This window comes from Pseudomonas citronellolis, assembly GCF_029335315.1.
GTDB classification, from domain to species: Bacteria; Pseudomonadota; Gammaproteobacteria; order Pseudomonadales; family Pseudomonadaceae; genus Pseudomonas; species Pseudomonas citronellolis_A.
This window is the reverse complement of record NZ_JARJLT010000006.1, coordinates 17,795-35,438: the sequence shown is the minus strand read 5'-3', so window position 1 is coordinate 35,438 and position 17,644 is coordinate 17,795. Positions and strand designations below refer to the sequence as shown.

The window sequence follows — 17,644 nt, the reverse complement described above, 5'->3', positions numbered from 1 at the left end:
ATCCTTTCACGCATACCACCTGGCGCAGGGTATGCAGTACTTCCACCAGCTCGCGCTGGGCGTCCATCACGGCGTCGATGTCCTTGTAGGCCATCGGGATCTCGTCGATCACGTCCTTGTCCTTGCGGCATTCGACATGGGCGGTGGCGCGTATCTGGTCCTCGACGCTGAACAGTTTCTTGGCCTTGGTGCGGCTCATGGTCCGGCCAGCGCCGTGGCTGCACGAGCAGAAGGCTTCCTCGTTGCCCAGGCCGCGGACGATGAAGCTCCTGGCGCCCATCGATCCCGGGATGATGCCGAGCTGGCCCTTCTGCGCGGACACCGCGCCCTTGCGCGTCACCAGCACCTCTTCGCCAAAGTGGCGTTCCTTCTGCACGTAGTTGTGGTGGCAGTTCACCGCTTCCAGGCTGGCCTCGAACGGTTTGCGGATGACCTGTCGCGCCGCCGCGATCACCGCGCGCATCATCAGCTCGCGGTTCTGCCGGGCGAAGTCCTGGGCCCAGCCCACGGCTTCCACGTAGTCGTCGAAGTGCCGGCTGCCTTCCTCGAAGTAGGCCAGGTCACGGTCCGGCAGGTTGGCGATGTGCTGGCGCATGTCGGCCTGGGCCAGTTCGATGAACAGGTTGCCGATGGCGTTACCCACACCGCGCGATCCGCTGTGCAGCATGAACCAGACGCGGTCGGCCTCGTCGAGGCAGACTTCGATGAAGTGGTTGCCGGTGCCGAGGGTTCCCAGGTGCTTGCGGTTGTTGGTCTTCTCCAGTTTGGGGTGCTTGTCGGTGATCGCCTTGAAGCGTCCGGCCAATGCGCGCCACGCGTCGTCGGCGTGCTCGGGCACGTCTTCCCAGGCGCCCTGGTCGCGGCGGCCGAAGGTCTTGCCGTGGGGCACGGCCTTCTCGATCGCGGTGCGCAGGCCGTGCAGGTTGTCCGGCAGGTCCGCGGCCACCAGCGAGGTGCGCGCGGCGATCATGCCGCAGCCGATATCCACTCCCACGGCGGCCGGGATGATGGCGCCCTTGGTGGGGATCACGCTGCCGATGGTCGAGCCCTTGCCCAGGTGCACGTCCGGCATCACGGCCAGGTGCTTGAAGATGAAGGGCATCTTCGCGGTGTTCATCAGTTGCTGCCTGGCGTCGTCCTCGACCGGCACGCCCTGGGTCCAGAGCTTGATCGGTTTGCCGTTGGCGACTTCCAGCAGTTGGAAGGTCTTGTTGCTCATGCCTTGGTTCTCTTCTGTTGCGTGGCGACCTGGCCGGAAGCGGGTTGCGCCCGGCCGTCGCGAATGCGTTTGTTCAATCGGCAGGCCCGGCTCAGGCCTGCTTCAGCGTTACCAGTCCATTCAATACCTGATCCAGGCCGCCGAATACCGAGATGCGGTCGATCCGTTCGGCCACCCGCTCCAGGGTTTCCAGTTCTTTCAGGCGCAGGGCGGTGGGGTTGTCCTCCATCACCTTGGCCGTGTTCAGCAACGAACGGGTCGCCGAGGTTTCCTCGCGGCGACGGATCACGTTGGCCTGGGCTGCCTTTTCCGCCTCCACCACCTGGGCCAGCAGGGTCTTCATTTCGCCCGGCAGGATGATGTCGCGCACGCCCAGGCCGCTGACCTCGATGCCGGTGCCCGGCAACCGCTCCTTCAGGTAGGCAATGACCGAGTCGTCGATGAGCTGTTTGTTCTCCAGCAGCTCATCCAGCGAGCGGGTGCCCACCGCCGCGCGCAGGCCGAACTGCAGTTCGCGGTAGAGGTGTTCCAGCGGCTTCGACAGGCTGGAAAACGCCATCAGCATGTCGCTGTAACGCCAGTTGGCGGCCAGGTTCAGGCGCAGGCTCACCTTGTCGCGGGTGAGGATTTCCTGGCCGCTGACTTCCAGCGCCTGGACCCGCGTATCGATCAGTTCCACGCTCACCTGGCGGTTGTAGCGCCAGAAGCCATACTGGCCCGCCTGCAGCAACTCGACTACCGCGCCGTCGACCTTCAGCACGCCGACCTGGTAGGCCGGCACCAGGGTCACCAGCAGCGCCTCGACGCCGATCACGCTGCGGCCGCGCAGGTTGCCCTGCATCTGCTGCAACAGTGCCGGAGGCACGCGGTATTCCTGGCTCAGGTCGATGCGCTCCAGGCGCTGCTCGGTCTGACCCTTCCAGTACAGCCGACGGCTGCCCGGCGCGAGGATTTCCACCAGCACACCGTCCTCGAAGCGCAGGCCGGCCTCGTTCTCGGCCAGGTCCATGCGGGTGAAGTGGCGTTCGACCAGCGCGGGTTCGGACTGGCGCAGGTAGCCGGCCAGGCGGTGCTCGAACAACGGCGTGTTCAGGCTGAAGGTTTCCACGCTCAGGCGGTTGTACAGGTCCAGGTGGCGGTAGACGCCCGGCTCCAGAATGGCCAGGAAGTCGCCCTCGGAGTACAGCAGGCCGCGTTCGTTCTTCTTCACGGTAAAGCGCTTCAGCAGTTTCATCTCTCTCTTCCTTCTTCTCTCGTCCTTGGTGCCGGTGTCCGCCAGCCCGTCGGGCGGCGAGGCGGGGGCTCGCGAGAGCCAGGTGCTGCGGACGTCCTGTCCATTACGCCGAATCCTTCGGCCAGCACCTGCCTGGTCGCGGGCCCGGTCCTCGTACCGGGCGGGCCGGCGGTGGCTTCGGGTCCCTGGCGAGTCCGGCCTTCCTGGCCTTCTTGCGCCTGTCCCGTCGCCCACCGGCGGGGTGTCGCTTTCATGAGTAGCTGCCGTGGGAGGGCAGTGTTCGAGCGGGAGTCGAACCCGCGACAGGCCATTTCGTGGATGGCTGCTCTACCAAGCTGAGCTATCGAACGGCGCGGGCAGGATTCGAACCTGCGACGGCTCCAGCGAACTGGAGTGCTCTACCGGGCTGAGCTACCGCGCCATCGACCGCGACTGCTGCAGCGGCATGCACGAAGCCGACACCAGGGGTGGGCTCGGGCACCGGCGGGAGTGGAAGTCCCTGCCCGTGGGCTGCATCGGCGATGCGGTCGAGGGAGATATAGCGAGGGGCGTGCCAGGTTCGCTTCGTGGTTGCGATTTTTTTGTTAAGTAATTGATAAATAACTAATAAATTTATTTTCAGGCAGCTTGAATCGATTCGTATGGTTGGCCGAGTCCGAGATTTATGGATATCTTGGGATCGTTATTTATCTTTATGGATAAAAGATGAAATCCAAGAAAACCGTCGCCATCGGCTTCCTCGGCTCCACCCTGGACCGCGTTGGCAAGGGCGCGGCGCGTTGGCAGAAGTGGCGGCCCACGGTTGGCCTGTGCCAGCAGCAGGACCTGTTGGTCGATCGCCTGGAGCTGATCCACGGGCTGGATGCGCGGGATGTCGGGCTGGCCGAGCGCATCGCCGCCGACGTGCGGCACGTTTCCCCGGAAACCGAGGTGCGCCTGCAGCCCATGGCGCTGCGCAACCCCTGGGACTTCGAGGAGGTCTACGGCGCGCTGCACGATTTCGTCGGCGGCTACGCCTTCGATACCGAGCGCGAGGACTACCTGGTGCACATCACCACCGGGACCCACGTCGCGCAGATCTGCTGGTTCCTCCTGACCGAGGCGCGCTACCTGCCGGCGCGGCTGGTGCAGGCCTCGCCGTCGCGGCGCAAGGACGAGGCGCGACAGCCGGAAGGGACGGTCACGGTCATCGACCTCGACCTGTCGCGCTACGACCGCATCGCCACGCGCTTCCGCCGTGAGCAGGAAGAAAGCCTGGCGTTCCTCAAGTCCGGCATCGCCACGCGCAACGCCGAATTCAACCGCTCCATCGAGCAGATCGAGCGGGTCGCCGGGCGCTCCCGCGCGCCGATGCTGCTGATCGGCCCGACTGGCGCCGGCAAGTCGTTCCTCGCTCGCCGCGTGTACGAACTCAAGCGCGCGCGGCACCAGTTCCAGGGGCGCTTCGTCGAGGTGAACTGCGCGACCCTGCGCGGCGACGGCGCCATGTCCGCGTTGTTCGGCCACATCAAGGGCGCCTTCACCGGCGCGCAGAACGCCCGCGAAGGCCTGCTGCGCGCGGCGGACGGCGGCATGCTGTTCCTCGACGAGATCGGCGAGCTGGGCCTGGACGAACAGGCCATGCTGCTCAAGGCCATCGAGGAGAAGCGCTTCTTCCCGCTGGGCTCGGACCGCGAGGTGGGCAGCGACTTCCAGCTGATCGCCGGCACCCACCGCGACCTGCGTGAGCGGGTGGCCGAGGGGCTGTTCCGCGAGGACCTGTTCGCCCGCATCAACCTCTGGACTTTCGACCTGCCGGGGCTGGCCGGGCGCCGCGAAGACATCGAGCCGAACATCGATTTCGAGCTGGAGCGCCACGCCCGCGAACAGGGCCGGCTGGTGCGCTTCAATCGCGAGGCGCGCACGCGCTACCTGGTCTTCGCCAACTCGGCGCAGGCGCTGTGGAGCGGCAACTTCCGCGAGCTGTCGGCGTCCATCACGCGCATGGCGACCCTGGCCGACAGTGGGCGGATCGACGAGGCGCTGGTGGTGGAGGAGATCGGCCGGCTGCGCCGTTCCTGGGGCGTTGCCCGGACGGAGAGCCCACTGGATCGCTTGCTGGGGGAGGGCGCCGAGGGGCTGGACCTGTTCGATCGCCTGCAACTGGAGGCGGTGATAGACGTCTGCCGGCAGGCGCGCAGCCTGTCGGAGGCGGGCCGGCAGCTGTTCGCCGTGTCGCGCCAGGAAAAGCAGAACCCCAACGACGCCGACCGCCTGCGCAAGTACCTGGCGCGCTTCGGGCTGGATTGGGCGTCGCTGCGGGACTGAGGCGCGGCGCGCCTCAGTAGTGGTACCAGCGCAGCTCCAGCATGACTTCGTTGACCGGCCCGGTCTGGTGGCTGAACTGGCGTTCGGCGGACAGCCGCAGGCCGAGGTCGCGGCCCAGTTCGACCTGCTGGCCGAAGCTCAGGCTGCGGCGCACTTCGCCGTTGTGGAAGAAGTCGCCCTTGCCCTCCAGGGTCAGGTTACCCAGCGGGTTGCGCCAGAGCACGCCACTGTCGAAGCCCAGCGCCGGGGCGATGGTCGCGGCGAAGTCCGGGTTGGTTTCGATGCGCGCGGTGCCCAGGGCGTAGGCCTGCAGGTCGTCGGCGAGTTTCCAGCTGCCGCCGGCGCCGCCGTTGACATGCCCGGCCAGGGTGTCGTGGTCGTCGTCGCTGTGCTTGCCCGGCACCCGTTCCCAGCCGCCGGTGACTTGCCAGGACAGCGGCTGCAGCAGGGCGTTGCGTGGGGTCATCGAACGGATGCTGACCAGGTCCAGGCTCTGCAGCTGCCAGCGGTTGCCTTCGTACTGGCGCACGTGCAGGTCGCCCAGTTCCAGCTGTGCGCCCTGGGGGAAGCCGAAGCTGTTGTCCAACAGGTCGTGGTAGGCCAGGCGCAGGCCGTAGTCGGCGAAGGCCTGGCCGTCGCGGCTGCCGGCGCCGAGTTGCCAGGTCAGTGACTGGTGGCCTTCCTCGGGCTGGCCGGGACGCGGCACCTGGGCCGGCGGCGGCGGGTTCTGGTTGATCGAGCGCAGCAGCTGGTAGCTGCGCGCGGCCTCGCCTTCGTCGCGTTCCTTGCCGGTGGCGCGGTAGCGCAGCAGGCGGAAGGCGGTGTCCTGCACCAGCGCCTGGCGCGGCGCGGGCAGGGCCTTGAATTCGGGGCTGTCGAGCAGCCGGTCGTCGTCGGCCAGGCGCCGGGCCAGCTGCTTCTCGCCGGCGTCCAGCGGCTCGGCGCGGGCCAGCAGCTCCTTCTCCCGCGACGGGCGGTAGTCGACCTTGTCGATCATGTCGGCCTGCTTCACCGCGCGCACCGTGTCGGTGGGGATGGCGTACAGCGGGAAGTGCTCGGTGAGCTTCACCCCGGGGCGGGCGATCTCCAGCAGTTCGAGCAGGCGGAACGAGCAGTTCTCGTCGAAGAAGAAGTACTTGAAGCGGACCTGCTTGAGCTCCCAGACGTGCTCGACCATGCGCCCGGTCTCCTCGGGCGTGAGGTTCAGGCGGTACTCCCAGAGGTCGCGGTTCTCCAGGCGGCTGTATTCGGAAAGCTTCTCGCGATACGGCACCAGGGCGAACAGCCCCGGGTAGCCGCCCATCAGGCCCTTCCAGGCATAGAGGATGCTGTTGTCCATGCCTTCGATGAAGGCGCCGAAGTTCAGCGCGTAGCTGAGCAGGGCGGTGTTGTTGCTGTCGACGTCGGCCTGGTCGATGCGCAGCAGGGTGTGACCGAACATCGACGAGGGGCTGTTCAGGTAGGCGGCGGGGAATACCAGCACCGCGCTGTGCGGATTGATGTCGCCGTACCAGGTGGCGAACTCCTTGCACTCCGGCTGCGGCAGGCCGGTCAGCTGCAGTTGCTGCTTCAGCCAGCGGGTGCGCGCCGGATAGACGCACTGGGCGTGCTTGTCGCCGAGGCCGGGCGAGGCGTAGAGGGCGTCGAGGGTAGCCTTGAGCTCATCCACTGGTGAGCGCGCGCCATCGGCGGCGAGGAAGAACTTCGGGTCGTCCACGTAGCTGCGCCAACCGCCGAGCTTGCCCGGCGTGTAATGCCCGAGGGCCAGCCAGTAGGGCTGCGCGGCCAGGGCCTGGAGTCGGGCTTCGGGGACCTGCGGGGTGGCGTGCAGGGTTGCGCAGGCGCACAGCGCCAGCCATGGCAACAGGCGTTTCGGCATGGGGACCTTGCTGGGCAGGGAAGGGTAGCCCGCCCCGGATGGGGCGGGCCATCAGGCTCAGGCCTGTTCGGCGTACTTGGCCAGGCGGGAGTCCTGCTTGAGGACGGCCTGGGTGTTCGCGTAGACGTCTTCGGCGGTGACGTCGGACTTGCTGAAGATCTGCGCGAAGTGCTCGTGGGTCACTTCGGCGAAGTGGGCGCGGTCTTCGGGCTTCACGCCCAGGACCACGGCGTAGGTGGTCAGCGCTTCGCCGTCACCCTTGGCCATGTCTTCGGACAGCTCGTCCATCATGCTGCTCAGCACGATCATCGGCTTGCCGCCGTAGGTCAGCGCGCCGTTGGTGTGGCAGCCGTTGGTGCCGGTGGTCATGCCGAAGGTGTTGTTGCCCGAGGAGCCGTTGGTGGTGGCCGCCAGCACGTGAGTGGCGGTGCCACGCTGGCCCTTGAAGAGCATCTGGCCCCAGCCGCAGCCGTCGCTGCCCGGAGCGTCGGCGAAGGCGCCGATGGAAACGCTGGCGAGGAGGGTACCGAGTAGAATCCTTTTCATCTTCGTATCTCTCTTTTTTTCGAATGCATGGCTGTAAGTAGCCGCTGACAGCAAACAGCGCCAGGCAGAGCTTTGTAGGAATGCCCCGAAGGTGTCAAGGATCGGCTTGCCCCAACGCCCAGTCGGATGAACTGTGCCCTGTTCGGTGTGACAGGCTATTGATCGGTATCAGCGGCGATTCGCTTGGAACCGTCCACACTTGAAACAGTTCCCTGTTTCACTGGAGGGCCATCATGGCCGCAGTCGACTTCGATCCCCGCCCTGCGCTGGATGCGCTGGCCGCCGAATATTCCCAGCGCGCCGAGGCGATCCGCCGCGATCTCGGCCGCACCCACTCGCCGGACTTCGCCGAGCAGGCCCAGCAGCGGCAGAACGACGACGTGTTGCGCGCGCTGCTGGCCGAAGCCGAGGCCGGCATGCGCCAGGTGGGCCTGGCGCGCCTGCGTCTGGCGGACGGTACCTACGGCGAATGCGCGCGCTGCGGCGAGGCCATCGAGGGCCGGCGTCTGCGCGCCCTGCCGGCGGCCGAACACTGCCTGCGCTGCGCCGATCTGGAGAACTGACGCCGGGGACGCCAAGCGCCTTGCCAGTGGCGCGCGGGCAGCGCGAGAATGCGGACAACTCTCCGCGGCCTCGTGCCGCCCGATGCAAGGATCTCCGATGCCCCAATCCGTTGCCGCTGGCCTGCGCCTGGCGCCTGATGAACTGACCCGTCCCTTCTCGCCCGAGCAGTTTCCCTTCGACAGCACCGACGATCTCGACCCTTTCCTCGGCGTTCTCGGCCAGGAGCGTGCGGTGGAGGCCCTGCAGTTCGGCGTGGCGATGCCGCGGCCGGGCTACAACGTGTTCGTCATGGGTGAGCCGGGCACTGGTCGCTTCTCCTTCGTTCAGCGTTATCTGAAGGCTGAAGGCAAGCGCCTGCCGACTCCGGCGGATTGGGTCTACGTCAACAATTTCGACGAATCCCGCGAGCCGCGTTCCATCGAACTGCCGCCGGGCAGCGCCGCCGACTTCGGCGCGGACCTCGACCTGCTGATCGAGAACCTCCTGTCGACCTTCCCCTCGGTGTTCGAGAACCCCGCCTACCAGCAGAAGAAGAGCGCCATCGACCGCGCCTTCAACCAACGCTACGACAAGGCCCTGGACACCGTCGAGCGCCTGGCGCTGGAGAAGGAAGTCGCCCTCTACCGCGACAGCTCGAACATCGCCTTCACCCCGATGAAGGACGGCAAGGCCCTCGACGAAGCCGAATTCGCCCAGCTGCCGGAAGACGAGCGCGAGCGTTTCCACGGCGACATCGCCGACCTCGAGGAGCAGCTCAACGAGGAGCTGGCGAGCCTGCCGCAATGGAAGCGCGAGTCGAGCAACCAGCTGCGCCAGCTCAACGAAGAGACCATCACCCTGGCCCTGCAGCCGCTGCTGGCGCCGTTGGTGGAGAAGTACAACAACAATTCCGGGGTCTGCGCCTACCTGCAGGCCATGCAGCTGAACCTGCTGAAGACCGTGGTCGACCAACTGGTGGACACCGAGCGCAGCGACGCCCAGCGCAAGCAGATGCTGCAGGAGCAATACGCCCCCAACCAGGTGATCGGCCACCACGCCACCAGCGGTGCGCCGGTGATCTTCGAGTCGCACCCGACCTACGACAACCTGTTCGGGCGCATCGAATACGCCTCCGACCAGGGCGCGCTCTACACCACCTACCGCCAGCTGCGGCCGGGTGCGCTGCATCGCGCCAATGGCGGCTTCCTGGTGCTGGAGGCGGAGAAGCTGCTGGGCGAACCCTTCGTCTGGGACGCGCTCAAGCGCGCCCTGCAGTCGCGCCAGCTGAAGATGGAGTCGCCGCTGGCCGAACTCGGCCGCCTGGCCGCCATGACCCTGACCCCGCAGGTGATCCCGCTGCAGATCAAGGTCATCATCATCGGCTCGCGACAGATCTACTACACCCTGCAGGACCTCGATCCGGACTTCCAGGAGATGTTCCGCGTCCTGGTCGATTTCGACGAGGACATCCCGCTGGGCGAGGACAGCCTCGAACAGTTCGCCCAGCTGCTCAAGACGCGCACCTCGGAAGAGGGCCTGGCGCCGCTGACCGGCAACGCCGTGGCGCGCCTGGCCACCTACAGCGCGCGCCTGGCCGAGCACCAGGGGCGCCTGTCGGCGCGCATCGGCGACCTGTTCCAGCTGGTCAGCGAGGCCGACTTCATCCGCCACCTGGCGAATGAGCCGGTCACCGACCTGGGCCATATCGAGCGCGCCCTCAAGGCCAAGGAAACCCGTACCGGCCGCGTGTCGGCGCGGATCCTCGACGACATGCTGGCCGGCATCGTGCTGATCGACACCGAAGGCGCCGCCGTCGGCAAGTGCAACGGCCTGACCGTGCTCGAGGTGGGCGACTCGGTGTTCGGCGTGCCGGCGCGCATCTCCGCCACCGTCTATCCGGGCGGCAGCGGCATCGTCGACATCGAGCGCGAAGTCAGCCTGGGCCAGTCGATCCACTCCAAGGGCGTGATGATCCTCACCGGCTACCTGGGCAGCCGCTACGCCCAGGAATACCCGCTGGAAATCTCCGCGAGCATCGCCCTGGAACAGTCCTACGGCTACGTCGACGGCGACAGCGCCTCGCTCGGCGAGGTCTGCACGCTGATCTCGGCGCTGTCGCGCACGCCGCTGCGGCAGTGCTTCGCCATCACCGGCTCGATCAACCAGTTCGGCGAAGTGCAGGCGGTCGGTGGGGTCAACGAGAAGATCGAAGGCTTCTTCCGCCTCTGCGAGGCGCGCGGCCTGACCGGCGAGCAGGGGGTCATCATCCCGCGCTCCAACGTCACCACCCTGATGCTCGACGAGCGCGTGCTGCAAGCGGTGCGCAACGGTCAGTTCCATGTCTACGCGGTGCGCCATGTCGACGAGGCGCTGGGCCTGCTGGTCGGCCAGGCGGCCGGCGCGCCGGACGCCAAGGGCCAGTTCCCGGCCGGCAGCGTCAACTACCGGGTGGTCGAGCGGCTGAAGGAAATCCATGCCATGGGCATGGAGGAAGAGGAGAAGGAAAAGCCCGTCAAGGAAGCTCCGCCTGCCGCCAAGGCCGCCAAGCCGGAAGTGGAGAAGGAGCGCGCGCGCAAGAAGAAGGACAGTGACTGAGCCATTGGCCAGTCCTTGACCAGCGGCGTGGCGGCCAGCAGCCACGCCTGACGGGCGGCGTTGCCCCCGTGGTGTCCACAACGATATCCACAGCTATCGTGGATAAAACGGGCTTTCCCGGGGTCAACCCCGGGTGTAGGCTCGAAATCAGGACAACCGCGAGGGTGCCGCCATGCCGCGTAACCTCTGCCTTATCCGCCCCTGTCTGGGGCTGACCACGCGCATCGAGTGCGCGATCAGGCCGCTGGCCGGAGAGAATGGACTCTGGACGTTGCTCTGCGCTGCCGGCATGGCGGGGGCCCAGCCCACCGCCATCAAGGCCCAGGGCCCATTCCACGGGCCTTTCGTGGCCGAAGGCGTACTCGACGCGATCGCCGATTGCCTGGCCCAGCAGGGCTATGTCGCCGCCGACGACCCGCCGATCTGGCAGTTGCACCTGCAGGCCGAACTGCGCCGCCTCAATGGCGAGCGAACGCGCCACTTCGGTGATTACCAGTTCCGCCCGGAGTCCTGAAAGGCAACTGTGTAGTCCTTGATCAGCTGGCTTCAGGCCCCGCCAGGCGTGGGCTCGAACCGTTCATCCCGAACTCCTGCACATATTTATCCACAGATTGGCGGGATAACTTGGCGCGGCCCTTCAGTTATACTCCTCCGCCATTTCTGACTCCCCCGTGAAGGCCATGGAACGCTTCATCGAAAACACCATGTACGCGGCCCGCTGGCTGCTGGCGCCGGTCTATATCGGCCTGTCGCTGGCGCTGCTGGCGCTGACCATCAAGTTCTTCCAGGAAATCCTGCATATCCTCCCGTCGATCTTCTCGATCGCCGAGGCGGACCTGATCCTGGTGCTGCTGTCGCTGATCGACATGGCCCTGGTCGGCGGCCTGCTGGTGATGGTGATGTTCTCCGGCTACGAGAACTTCGTCTCGCAGCTGGACATCGAGGAAGGCAAGGAAAAGCTCAGCTGGCTCGGCAAGATGGACGCCGGCTCGTTGAAGAACAAGGTGGCCGCGTCCATCGTGGCGATCTCCTCGATCCACCTGCTGCGCATCTTCATGGATGCGAAGAACGTCGAGGACAACAAGCTGATGTGGTACGTGATCATCCACCTCACCTTCGTCCTCTCCGCCTTCGCCATGGGCTACCTGGACAAGCTCACCCGTCACGACCACTGATCGCTTTTCCCGCCTCCAGCACGCCGCCCGTCAGCCACAACTGACGGGCGGTGTCGTTTGCGCTGGGCGCGCCGGCCGGGGTGTACGACACTGGCTGCGTGAGTCCCTAGCCTGGAGGTGCGCAATGAACCTGCAAGAGCTGACCAATCGTTCACTCGCCGGGGATATCGACGAGCTGCATCTGGTATCCCTGGAGGGTGGCATCTACGTGCTGGAGGCACGCGTGGGCCAGCGCTTCTTCCCGATCCAGGACGCCAAGGGCCATGTGCTCGGGGTGCGCTCGGTGCAGCACGCCCGCGAGTTGCTGACGGCCCTGCCGCCGATTCCCTTCCAGCTGGTCCACGCCGTGGTCCAGGACGAGATGTGCGGGGCCCAGGGCGGCAGCGCGCTGAACGACGAAGGCGTGCCGATTCCGCTGCATTGAGGCCGAGGTGGGGTGGGGCGGAGGTCTGTGCTAGGCTGGCCGCCCTTTTTCACCCCAGCGGAGCCCCGCCATGAGCGAACTCAACCTTTCCACCGACGAAGCCCGCGTCAGCTACGGCATTGGCCGCCAGCTGGGCGACCAGCTGCGCGAGAACCCGGTTCCGGGCATGACCCTGGACGCGGTGCTGGCCGGCCTGTCCGACGCTTTCGCCAGTGTCGAGAGCCGGGTCCCGGTCGAACAGCTGTCGGCCAGTTTCCAGGTGATCCGCGAGCGCATGCAGGCCGAAGCCCAGGCCAAGGCCGATGCCGCCGCCGCCGAAGGCAAGGCCTACCTGGTCGAAAACGCCAAGCGTGAGGGCGTCACCGTCCTGCCGTCGGGCCTGCAGTACGAAGTGCTGGTCGCCGGCGAAGGCGCCAAGCCGTCCCGCGAGGACACCGTGCGCACCCACTACCACGGCACCCTGGTCGACGGCAGCGTGTTCGACAGCTCCTACCAGCGCGGCCAGCCGGCCGAGTTCCCGGTGGGCGGCGTGATCGCCGGCTGGGTCGAGGCCCTGCAACTGATGAATACCGGCAGCAAATGGCGCCTGCACGTGCCGGCCGAACTGGCCTACGGCGCGCAGTCGGTCGGCAGCATCCCGCCGCACAGCACCCTGGTGTTCGACGTCGAACTGCTCGACATCCTCTGACGAGCAGCTCGCCACGGTGGCCTTCCCTGGCCGCCGTGGCCCGCGCGGGGCTCCACGCGGCCCCGGATGCACGACCGCCTCCCGGGCGGCGGCCGTGCGGATGGCGCGTCCTGCGCCACCGCAAGAAAACCTGTACATCCCGCTCCGGTTCTCGCGCTCCTACACTGGAATGGCGTGGGAGGGCTGCGTAGGAGCGGATCTCATCCGCGATCCGCGCCGATACATCCGGCTATCGCGGACAAGGTCCGCTCCTGCGGAAGCCCCGTCGCTCCCGCGAACAGTCGCGGCGTTCAGCGCAGCGCGCGGGCGTAGCAGAACAGGAACAGGTTGCGCACCAGTTCCTTGAGCACCTGTGGTTCGCTGGTGCCCAGCTCGTGCAGGTCCAGGCCGCCCTGCTCGCGCAGTTCGTCCAGGGCGTCGTCCTGCAGCAGGGCGCAGACCTCGCCGGTATCGCGGTTGAGGATGCGCAGATAGGGATGGGGGCGGTCCAGCCAGGCATCGATCATGTAGGTCATGTCAGCGTCTCCTTGGCAATCGAGATAATGAGAATAATTCTTATTATCGCAATAGCAAGCCCCTATCACCGATTTTTTTCGCCGACCGACCGGCGCCATGCCCTGGATCAACCGCGCGCCATGCAAAACGCCCGCGCGGCGGGGCCGAGCGGGCGTTGTGTCGACGCGGGAATCAGTGCGTGCGGGCGACCGCGAACTCGCTGAGCTCGATCAGCGCGGCGCGGTATTCGTTGTCCGGCAGCACCTTCAGGCAGTCGATGGCGCGGGCCGCGTATTCGCGGGCCAGCTTGGCCGTGTAGTCCAGGGCGCCCGCGGCTTCCACGGCGGCGCGGATGCCTTCCAGGTCCTGGCTGCCGCCCTGCTGGATGGCCTTGCGCACCAGTTGCGCCTGTTCCGGGGTGCCGTCGCGCATGGTGGCGATCAGCGGCAGGGTGGGCTTGCCTTCGGCCAGGTCGTCGCCGACGTTCTTGCCCAGGGTGCTGGCGTCGCCGCGGTAGTCGAGCAGGTCATCCACCAACTGGAAGGCGATGCCCAGGGCGTCGCCGAACTGGCGCAGGGCCTCGGCCTGTTCCGCCGGCGCGTCGATCAGCGCGGCGGCGCTGTGGGTCGAGGCCTCGAAGAGCATCGCGGTCTTGCCGCGAATGACTTCCATGTAGGTCTCTTCGGTGGTGCTGGCGTCGCGCACCTTGGTCAGCTGCAGCACTTCGCCCTCGGCGATCACCCGGGTGGCCTGGGAGATGATGCGCATCACCGGCATGGAGCCGAGCTCGACCATCATTTCGAAGGAGCGGGCATAGAGGAAGTCGCCGACCAGCACGCTGGGGGCGTTGCCCCACTGGGCGTTGGCGGTGGCGCGGCCACGGCGCAGGCCGGAGGCGTCGACCACGTCGTCGTGCAGCAGGGTGGAGGTGTGCAGGAACTCGATGGTGGCGGCCAGCAGGCGCAGATCGTCGCCGGAGTGGCCCAGGGCCTTGCCGCTGAGCAGCACCAGCAGTGGGCGCAGGCGCTTGCCGCCGGCGGAGATGATATAGTCGCCGATCTTTTCCACCAGGGGCACGCGGGAGCTCAGCTGGCGGCGGATGATACCGTCGACGGCGGTGAAGTCGTCCGCCACCACCTGATAGAAAGCCTGGGGTTGCATGTAGAAAGGCGCTCCTCGAAGAATGCGCGGCATGCTAGGTGCCGGGGTGGGGGCTGTCAAGGAAGGCCCCGGGAGGCTTGTGTCGGCAGCGGGCTTTGCGTACAATCGCGGCCCCGAACTTCCCTGGCATACCCTGCCTTACGCAATTGCACGGGCGCTTTTCCGGCCCCATGCAGCCATGCCGACCGATTCCTCTTTCTATAAAGCGTCGGGTGAGCAGGTCTAACGGAGACATCCAGATGTACGCAGTTATTGTTACCGGTGGCAAGCAACACAAAGTCACCGAAGGCGAATTCCTCAAGGTCGAGAAACTCGACGTAGCGACCGGCGAAGTCATCAACTTCGACCGCATCCTGCTGGTTGCCAATGGCGACGACGTCAAGATCGGCCTGCCGGTGGTAGATGGTGCCAAAGTGACCGCTGAAGTGGTTTCCCACGGCCGTCACGACAAAGTGCGCATCATCAAGTTCCGCCGTCGTAAGCACCACATGAAGCGTCAGGGCCACCGCCAGTGGTTCACTGAAATCAAGATCACCGGCATCCAGGCCTAATTCCTTTTTTGGAGGATATGACTCATGGCACACAAAAAAGCTGGCGGTAGTACCCGCAACGGCCGCGACTCAGAAAGCAAACGCCTTGGCGTGAAGCTGTTCGGTAGCCAGGCTGTCAAAGCAGGCAACATCATCGTGCGTCAGCGCGGCACCCAGTTCCACGCTGGCTACGGCGTTGGCATGGGCAAGGATCACACCCTGTTCGCGAAAATCGACGGCGTGATCAAGTTCGAAGTGAAAGGCGCCTTTGGCCGTCGCTATGTAAGCGTCGTCGCTGCCTAAGCGAGCTCTCACTGAAAAAGCCCTGTCTCGCGACGGGGCTTTTTTGTTTCTGGCGTCCCCGGCATGGGGCGGCCCGCGCCTTTGCGCGGACTAGGCTGTATCCTATGCTCCTTTTCTTATTCAACCCGCCACGCTGGCGGGAGGCGTTCCCATGAAATTCGTCGATGAAGTATCCATTCACGTGAAAGCCGGTGACGGCGGCAATGGCCTCATGAGCTTTCGCCGCGAGAAGTTCATCGAAAAAGGCGGTCCCAACGGCGGTGACGGCGGTGACGGCGGCTCGATTTTCCTCGAGGCCAACGAAAGCCTGAACACCCTGGTGGACTACCGCTACACCCGTCGCTTCGATGCCCAGCGCGGGCAGAACGGCGGCAGCAAGGATTGCACCGGCGCCAAGGGCGAGGACCTGATCCTGCCGGTGCCGGTCGGTACCACCATCATCGATGCCGCGACCCAGGAGGTTATCGGTGACCTGACCGAGCCTGGTCAGCGCATGATGGTCGCCCAGGGCGGCTGGCATGGCCTGGGCAATACCCGCTTCAAGTCCAGCACCAACCGTGCGCCGCGCCAGACCACGCCAGGCAAGCCCGGCGAGGCCCGCGACCTCAAGCTGGAGCTGAAAGTGCTGGCCGACGTCGGCCTGCTGGGCCTGCCGAACGCCGGCAAGAGCACCTTCATCCGTGCCGTGTCCGCGGCCAAGCCGAAAGTCGCCGACTACCCGTTCACCACCCTGGTGCCGAACCTGGGCGTGGTCAGCGTCGGGCGCTTCAAGAGCTTCGTGGTCGCCGACATTCCCGGCCTGATCGAGGGCGCCGCCGAAGGCGCCGGCCTGGGTATCCGTTTCCTCAAGCACCTGGCGCGTACCCGCCTGCTGCTGCACATCGTCGACATGGCGCCGCTGGACGAGAGCGATCCGGCCGATGCCGCCGAGACCATTGTCAACGAGCTGGCCAAGTTCAGCCCGGCGCTCACCGAGCGTGACCGCTGGCTGGTGCTGAACAAGATGGACCAGATTCTCGAACCCGAGGAGCAGGAGCGTCGCAAGCAGGCCGTGGTCGAGCGTCTGGGTTGGGAGGGTCCGGTCTACGTGATCTCCGCCCTGGAGCGCGAAGGCACCGAGGCCCTCAGCCAGGACATCATGAAGTACCTCGACGAGCGCACCCTGCGCATCGAGGAGGACCCGGCCTACGGCGAGGTGCTGAACGAGCTCGACCAGCGCATCGAAGACGAGGCCCGTTCCCGTCTGCAGGCTCTGGATGACGCGCGCGCGCTACGCCGTGCCGGCCTGAAGAATGCCGACGACCTCGATGACGACGATGATTTCGACGACGAGGACGATGGCGACGGGCCCGAGATCTTCTACGTACCCTGATCGGCGCCGCGGGCGCCGGTCCGATGCAACAGCTGACTTCGTAAGGTTGATGTATGCGTGAGAAAGTGACCGGCGCGCGGCGCTGGGTGGTGAAGATCGGCAGTGCCCTGCTCACGGCCGATGGCCGTGGCCTGGATCGCGACGCCATGGCGGTGTGGGTCGAGCAGATGGTCGCGCTGCACTGCGCGGGCGTCGAGCTGGTGCTGGTGTCTTCCGGCGCCGTGGCGGCGGGCATGAGTCGGCTGGGCTGGGTCAGTCGGCCGAACGACATGCACGAGTTGCAGGCCGCCGCCGCGGTGGGGCAGATGGGCTTGGTCCAGGCCTGGGAGTCGAGTTTCGGCCAGCATGGCCTGCAGACCGCCCAGGTGCTGTTGACCCATGACGACCTGTCGGATCGCAAGCGCTACCTGAACGGTCGCAACACCCTGCGTACCCTGGTCGATCTCGGCGTGATCCCGGTGATCAACGAGAACGACACCGTGGTCACCGACGAGATCCGCTTCGGCGACAACGACACCCTGGCGGCTCTGGTGGCCAACCTGGTGGAGGCCGACCTGCTGGTGATCCTCACCGATCGCGACGGCATGTTCGACGCCGATCCGCGCAACAACCCCGAAGCGCAGTTGATCTACGAAGCTCGTGCCGACGACGCCCAGCTCGACCTGGTGGCGGGCGGCAGCGCCGGCGCCCTCGGCCGCGGCGGCATGCAGACCAAGCTGCGCGCGGCGCGCCTGGCGGCGCGTTCCGGTGCGCACACGGTGATCGTCGGCGGGCGCATCGAGCGCGTGCTCGATCGCCTGCGCTCCGGTGAGCGCCTGGGTACCCTGTTGACCCCCGAGCAGAGCCGCAAGGCGGCGCGCAAGCAGTGGCTCGCGGGCCACCTGCAGATGCGCGGCACCCTGGTGCTGGACGCCGGCGCGGTGAAAGCCATCGCCGAGGACCACAAGAGCCTGCTGCCGGTGGGTGTGAAGCAGGTCCAGGGCAGCTTCCGGCGGGGCGAAATGGTGGTCTGCGTGGATCAGGAGGGGCGCGAGATCGCCCGTGGCCTGGCCAACTACAGCGCCCTCGAGGCGCAGAAGATCATCGGTCAGCCCACCGACGTCATCGAGAGCCTGCTGGGCTACGTCGATGGTCCGGAGCTGGTGCATCGCGATAACCTTGTCCTGGTCTGAG

At 66.3% G+C, this 17,644-nt stretch carries 17 protein-coding genes and 1 tRNA gene; 11 read left to right on the top strand and 7 right to left on the bottom strand.

All coding sequences use genetic code 11. From position 1 onward, the window contains the following. The 3 genes from P3W75_RS00645 to P3W75_RS00635 all read right to left on the bottom strand — a co-directional run. A partial coding sequence (locus tag P3W75_RS00645; RefSeq protein ID WP_276225434.1) for an RtcB family protein occupies positions 1–1,219 on the bottom strand: 1,219 nt, incomplete at its 3' end. A 91-nt stretch (positions 1,220–1,310) separates the two neighbouring features. Further along, entirely contained in the window at positions 1,311–2,453 is a 1,143-nt protein-coding gene (locus P3W75_RS00640; RefSeq protein ID WP_276225433.1) for a slipin family protein, read from the bottom strand. Positions 2,454–2,801: 348 nt separating this feature from the next. Further along, positions 2,802–2,874, bottom strand: a tRNA-OTHER gene (locus P3W75_RS00635). 284 nt (positions 2,875–3,158) lie between these two features. Between P3W75_RS00635 and rtcR the strand changes: the two genes are divergently transcribed. After that, positions 3,159–4,760, top strand: coding sequence for an RNA repair transcriptional activator RtcR (gene rtcR, locus P3W75_RS00630; protein ID WP_276225432.1), 1,602 nt, complete (start codon positions 3,159–3,161; stop codon positions 4,758–4,760). A gap of 13 nt (positions 4,761–4,773) precedes the next feature. On the opposite strand, the gene P3W75_RS00625 is transcribed toward rtcR, so the two are convergent. Beyond that, positions 4,774–6,639: a DUF4105 domain-containing protein gene (locus P3W75_RS00625; RefSeq protein WP_276225431.1), complete on the bottom strand. Its 1,866-nt coding sequence runs from the start codon at positions 6,637–6,639 to the stop codon at positions 4,774–4,776. A gap of 57 nt (positions 6,640–6,696) precedes the next feature. Next, positions 6,697–7,185, bottom strand: coding sequence for a DUF3015 domain-containing protein (locus tag P3W75_RS00620; RefSeq protein WP_276225430.1), 489 nt, complete (start codon positions 7,183–7,185; stop codon positions 6,697–6,699). A 233-nt stretch (positions 7,186–7,418) separates the two neighbouring features. On the opposite strand from P3W75_RS00620, the gene P3W75_RS00615 reads away from it, so the two are divergent. The 6 genes from P3W75_RS00615 to P3W75_RS00590 all read left to right on the top strand — a co-directional run bounded on the left by P3W75_RS00615 (position 7,419) and on the right by P3W75_RS00590 (position 12,610). Next, positions 7,419–7,748: a TraR/DksA family transcriptional regulator gene (locus P3W75_RS00615; protein WP_276225429.1), complete on the top strand. Its 330-nt coding sequence runs from the start codon at positions 7,419–7,421 to the stop codon at positions 7,746–7,748. A gap of 97 nt (positions 7,749–7,845) precedes the next feature. Continuing rightward, complete coding sequence (locus tag P3W75_RS00610) at positions 7,846–10,323, top strand: Lon protease family protein (protein ID WP_276225428.1); 2,478 nt, start codon at positions 7,846–7,848, stop codon at positions 10,321–10,323. A gap of 172 nt (positions 10,324–10,495) precedes the next feature. Beyond that, on the top strand, positions 10,496–10,837 hold the full coding sequence (locus tag P3W75_RS00605; RefSeq protein ID WP_276225427.1) for a hypothetical protein: 342 nt from the start codon (positions 10,496–10,498) through the stop codon (positions 10,835–10,837). Positions 10,838–11,003: 166 nt separating this feature from the next. Continuing rightward, positions 11,004–11,498: a TIGR00645 family protein gene (locus P3W75_RS00600; protein WP_276225426.1), complete on the top strand. Its 495-nt coding sequence runs from the start codon at positions 11,004–11,006 to the stop codon at positions 11,496–11,498. Positions 11,499–11,622: 124 nt separating this feature from the next. After that, positions 11,623–11,922, top strand: a complete 300-nt coding sequence (locus P3W75_RS00595; RefSeq protein ID WP_276225425.1) for a DUF6482 family protein — start codon at positions 11,623–11,625, stop codon at positions 11,920–11,922. A gap of 70 nt (positions 11,923–11,992) precedes the next feature. Next, entirely contained in the window at positions 11,993–12,610 is a 618-nt protein-coding gene (locus tag P3W75_RS00590) for an FKBP-type peptidyl-prolyl cis-trans isomerase (RefSeq protein ID WP_276225424.1), read from the top strand. A gap of 290 nt (positions 12,611–12,900) precedes the next feature. Here P3W75_RS00590 and P3W75_RS00585 read toward each other — a convergent pair whose 3' ends face one another. Next, the gene (locus P3W75_RS00585) at positions 12,901–13,125 is read right to left on the bottom strand and encodes a PA4570 family protein (protein WP_276225423.1); all 225 of its coding nucleotides are present in this window, start codon (positions 13,123–13,125) and stop codon (positions 12,901–12,903) included. A gap of 172 nt (positions 13,126–13,297) precedes the next feature. Continuing rightward, complete coding sequence (locus P3W75_RS00580; protein ID WP_276225422.1) at positions 13,298–14,266, bottom strand: polyprenyl synthetase family protein; 969 nt, start codon at positions 14,264–14,266, stop codon at positions 13,298–13,300. Positions 14,267–14,505: 239 nt separating this feature from the next. Between P3W75_RS00580 and rplU the strand changes: the two genes are divergently transcribed. From rplU to proB, 4 genes are all read left to right on the top strand, one after another. Further along, complete coding sequence (gene rplU, locus P3W75_RS00575) at positions 14,506–14,817, top strand: 50S ribosomal protein L21 (RefSeq protein ID WP_276225421.1); 312 nt, start codon at positions 14,506–14,508, stop codon at positions 14,815–14,817. Between the two features lie 24 nt (positions 14,818–14,841). Then, positions 14,842–15,099 carry a 50S ribosomal protein L27 gene (gene rpmA / locus P3W75_RS00570; protein WP_009617551.1) on the top strand — a complete coding sequence of 86 codons (258 nt, stop codon included), beginning with the start codon at positions 14,842–14,844 and terminating at the stop codon, positions 15,097–15,099. Positions 15,100–15,250: 151 nt separating this feature from the next. Beyond that, positions 15,251–16,471 carry an Obg family GTPase CgtA gene (cgtA, locus tag P3W75_RS00565; RefSeq protein WP_276225420.1) on the top strand — a complete coding sequence of 407 codons (1,221 nt, stop codon included), beginning with the start codon at positions 15,251–15,253 and terminating at the stop codon, positions 16,469–16,471. A 53-nt stretch (positions 16,472–16,524) separates the two neighbouring features. Continuing rightward, positions 16,525–17,643 carry a glutamate 5-kinase gene (gene proB, locus P3W75_RS00560; RefSeq protein WP_276225419.1) on the top strand — a complete coding sequence of 373 codons (1,119 nt, stop codon included), beginning with the start codon at positions 16,525–16,527 and terminating at the stop codon, positions 17,641–17,643. Position 17,644: the final 1 nt, after the last annotated feature.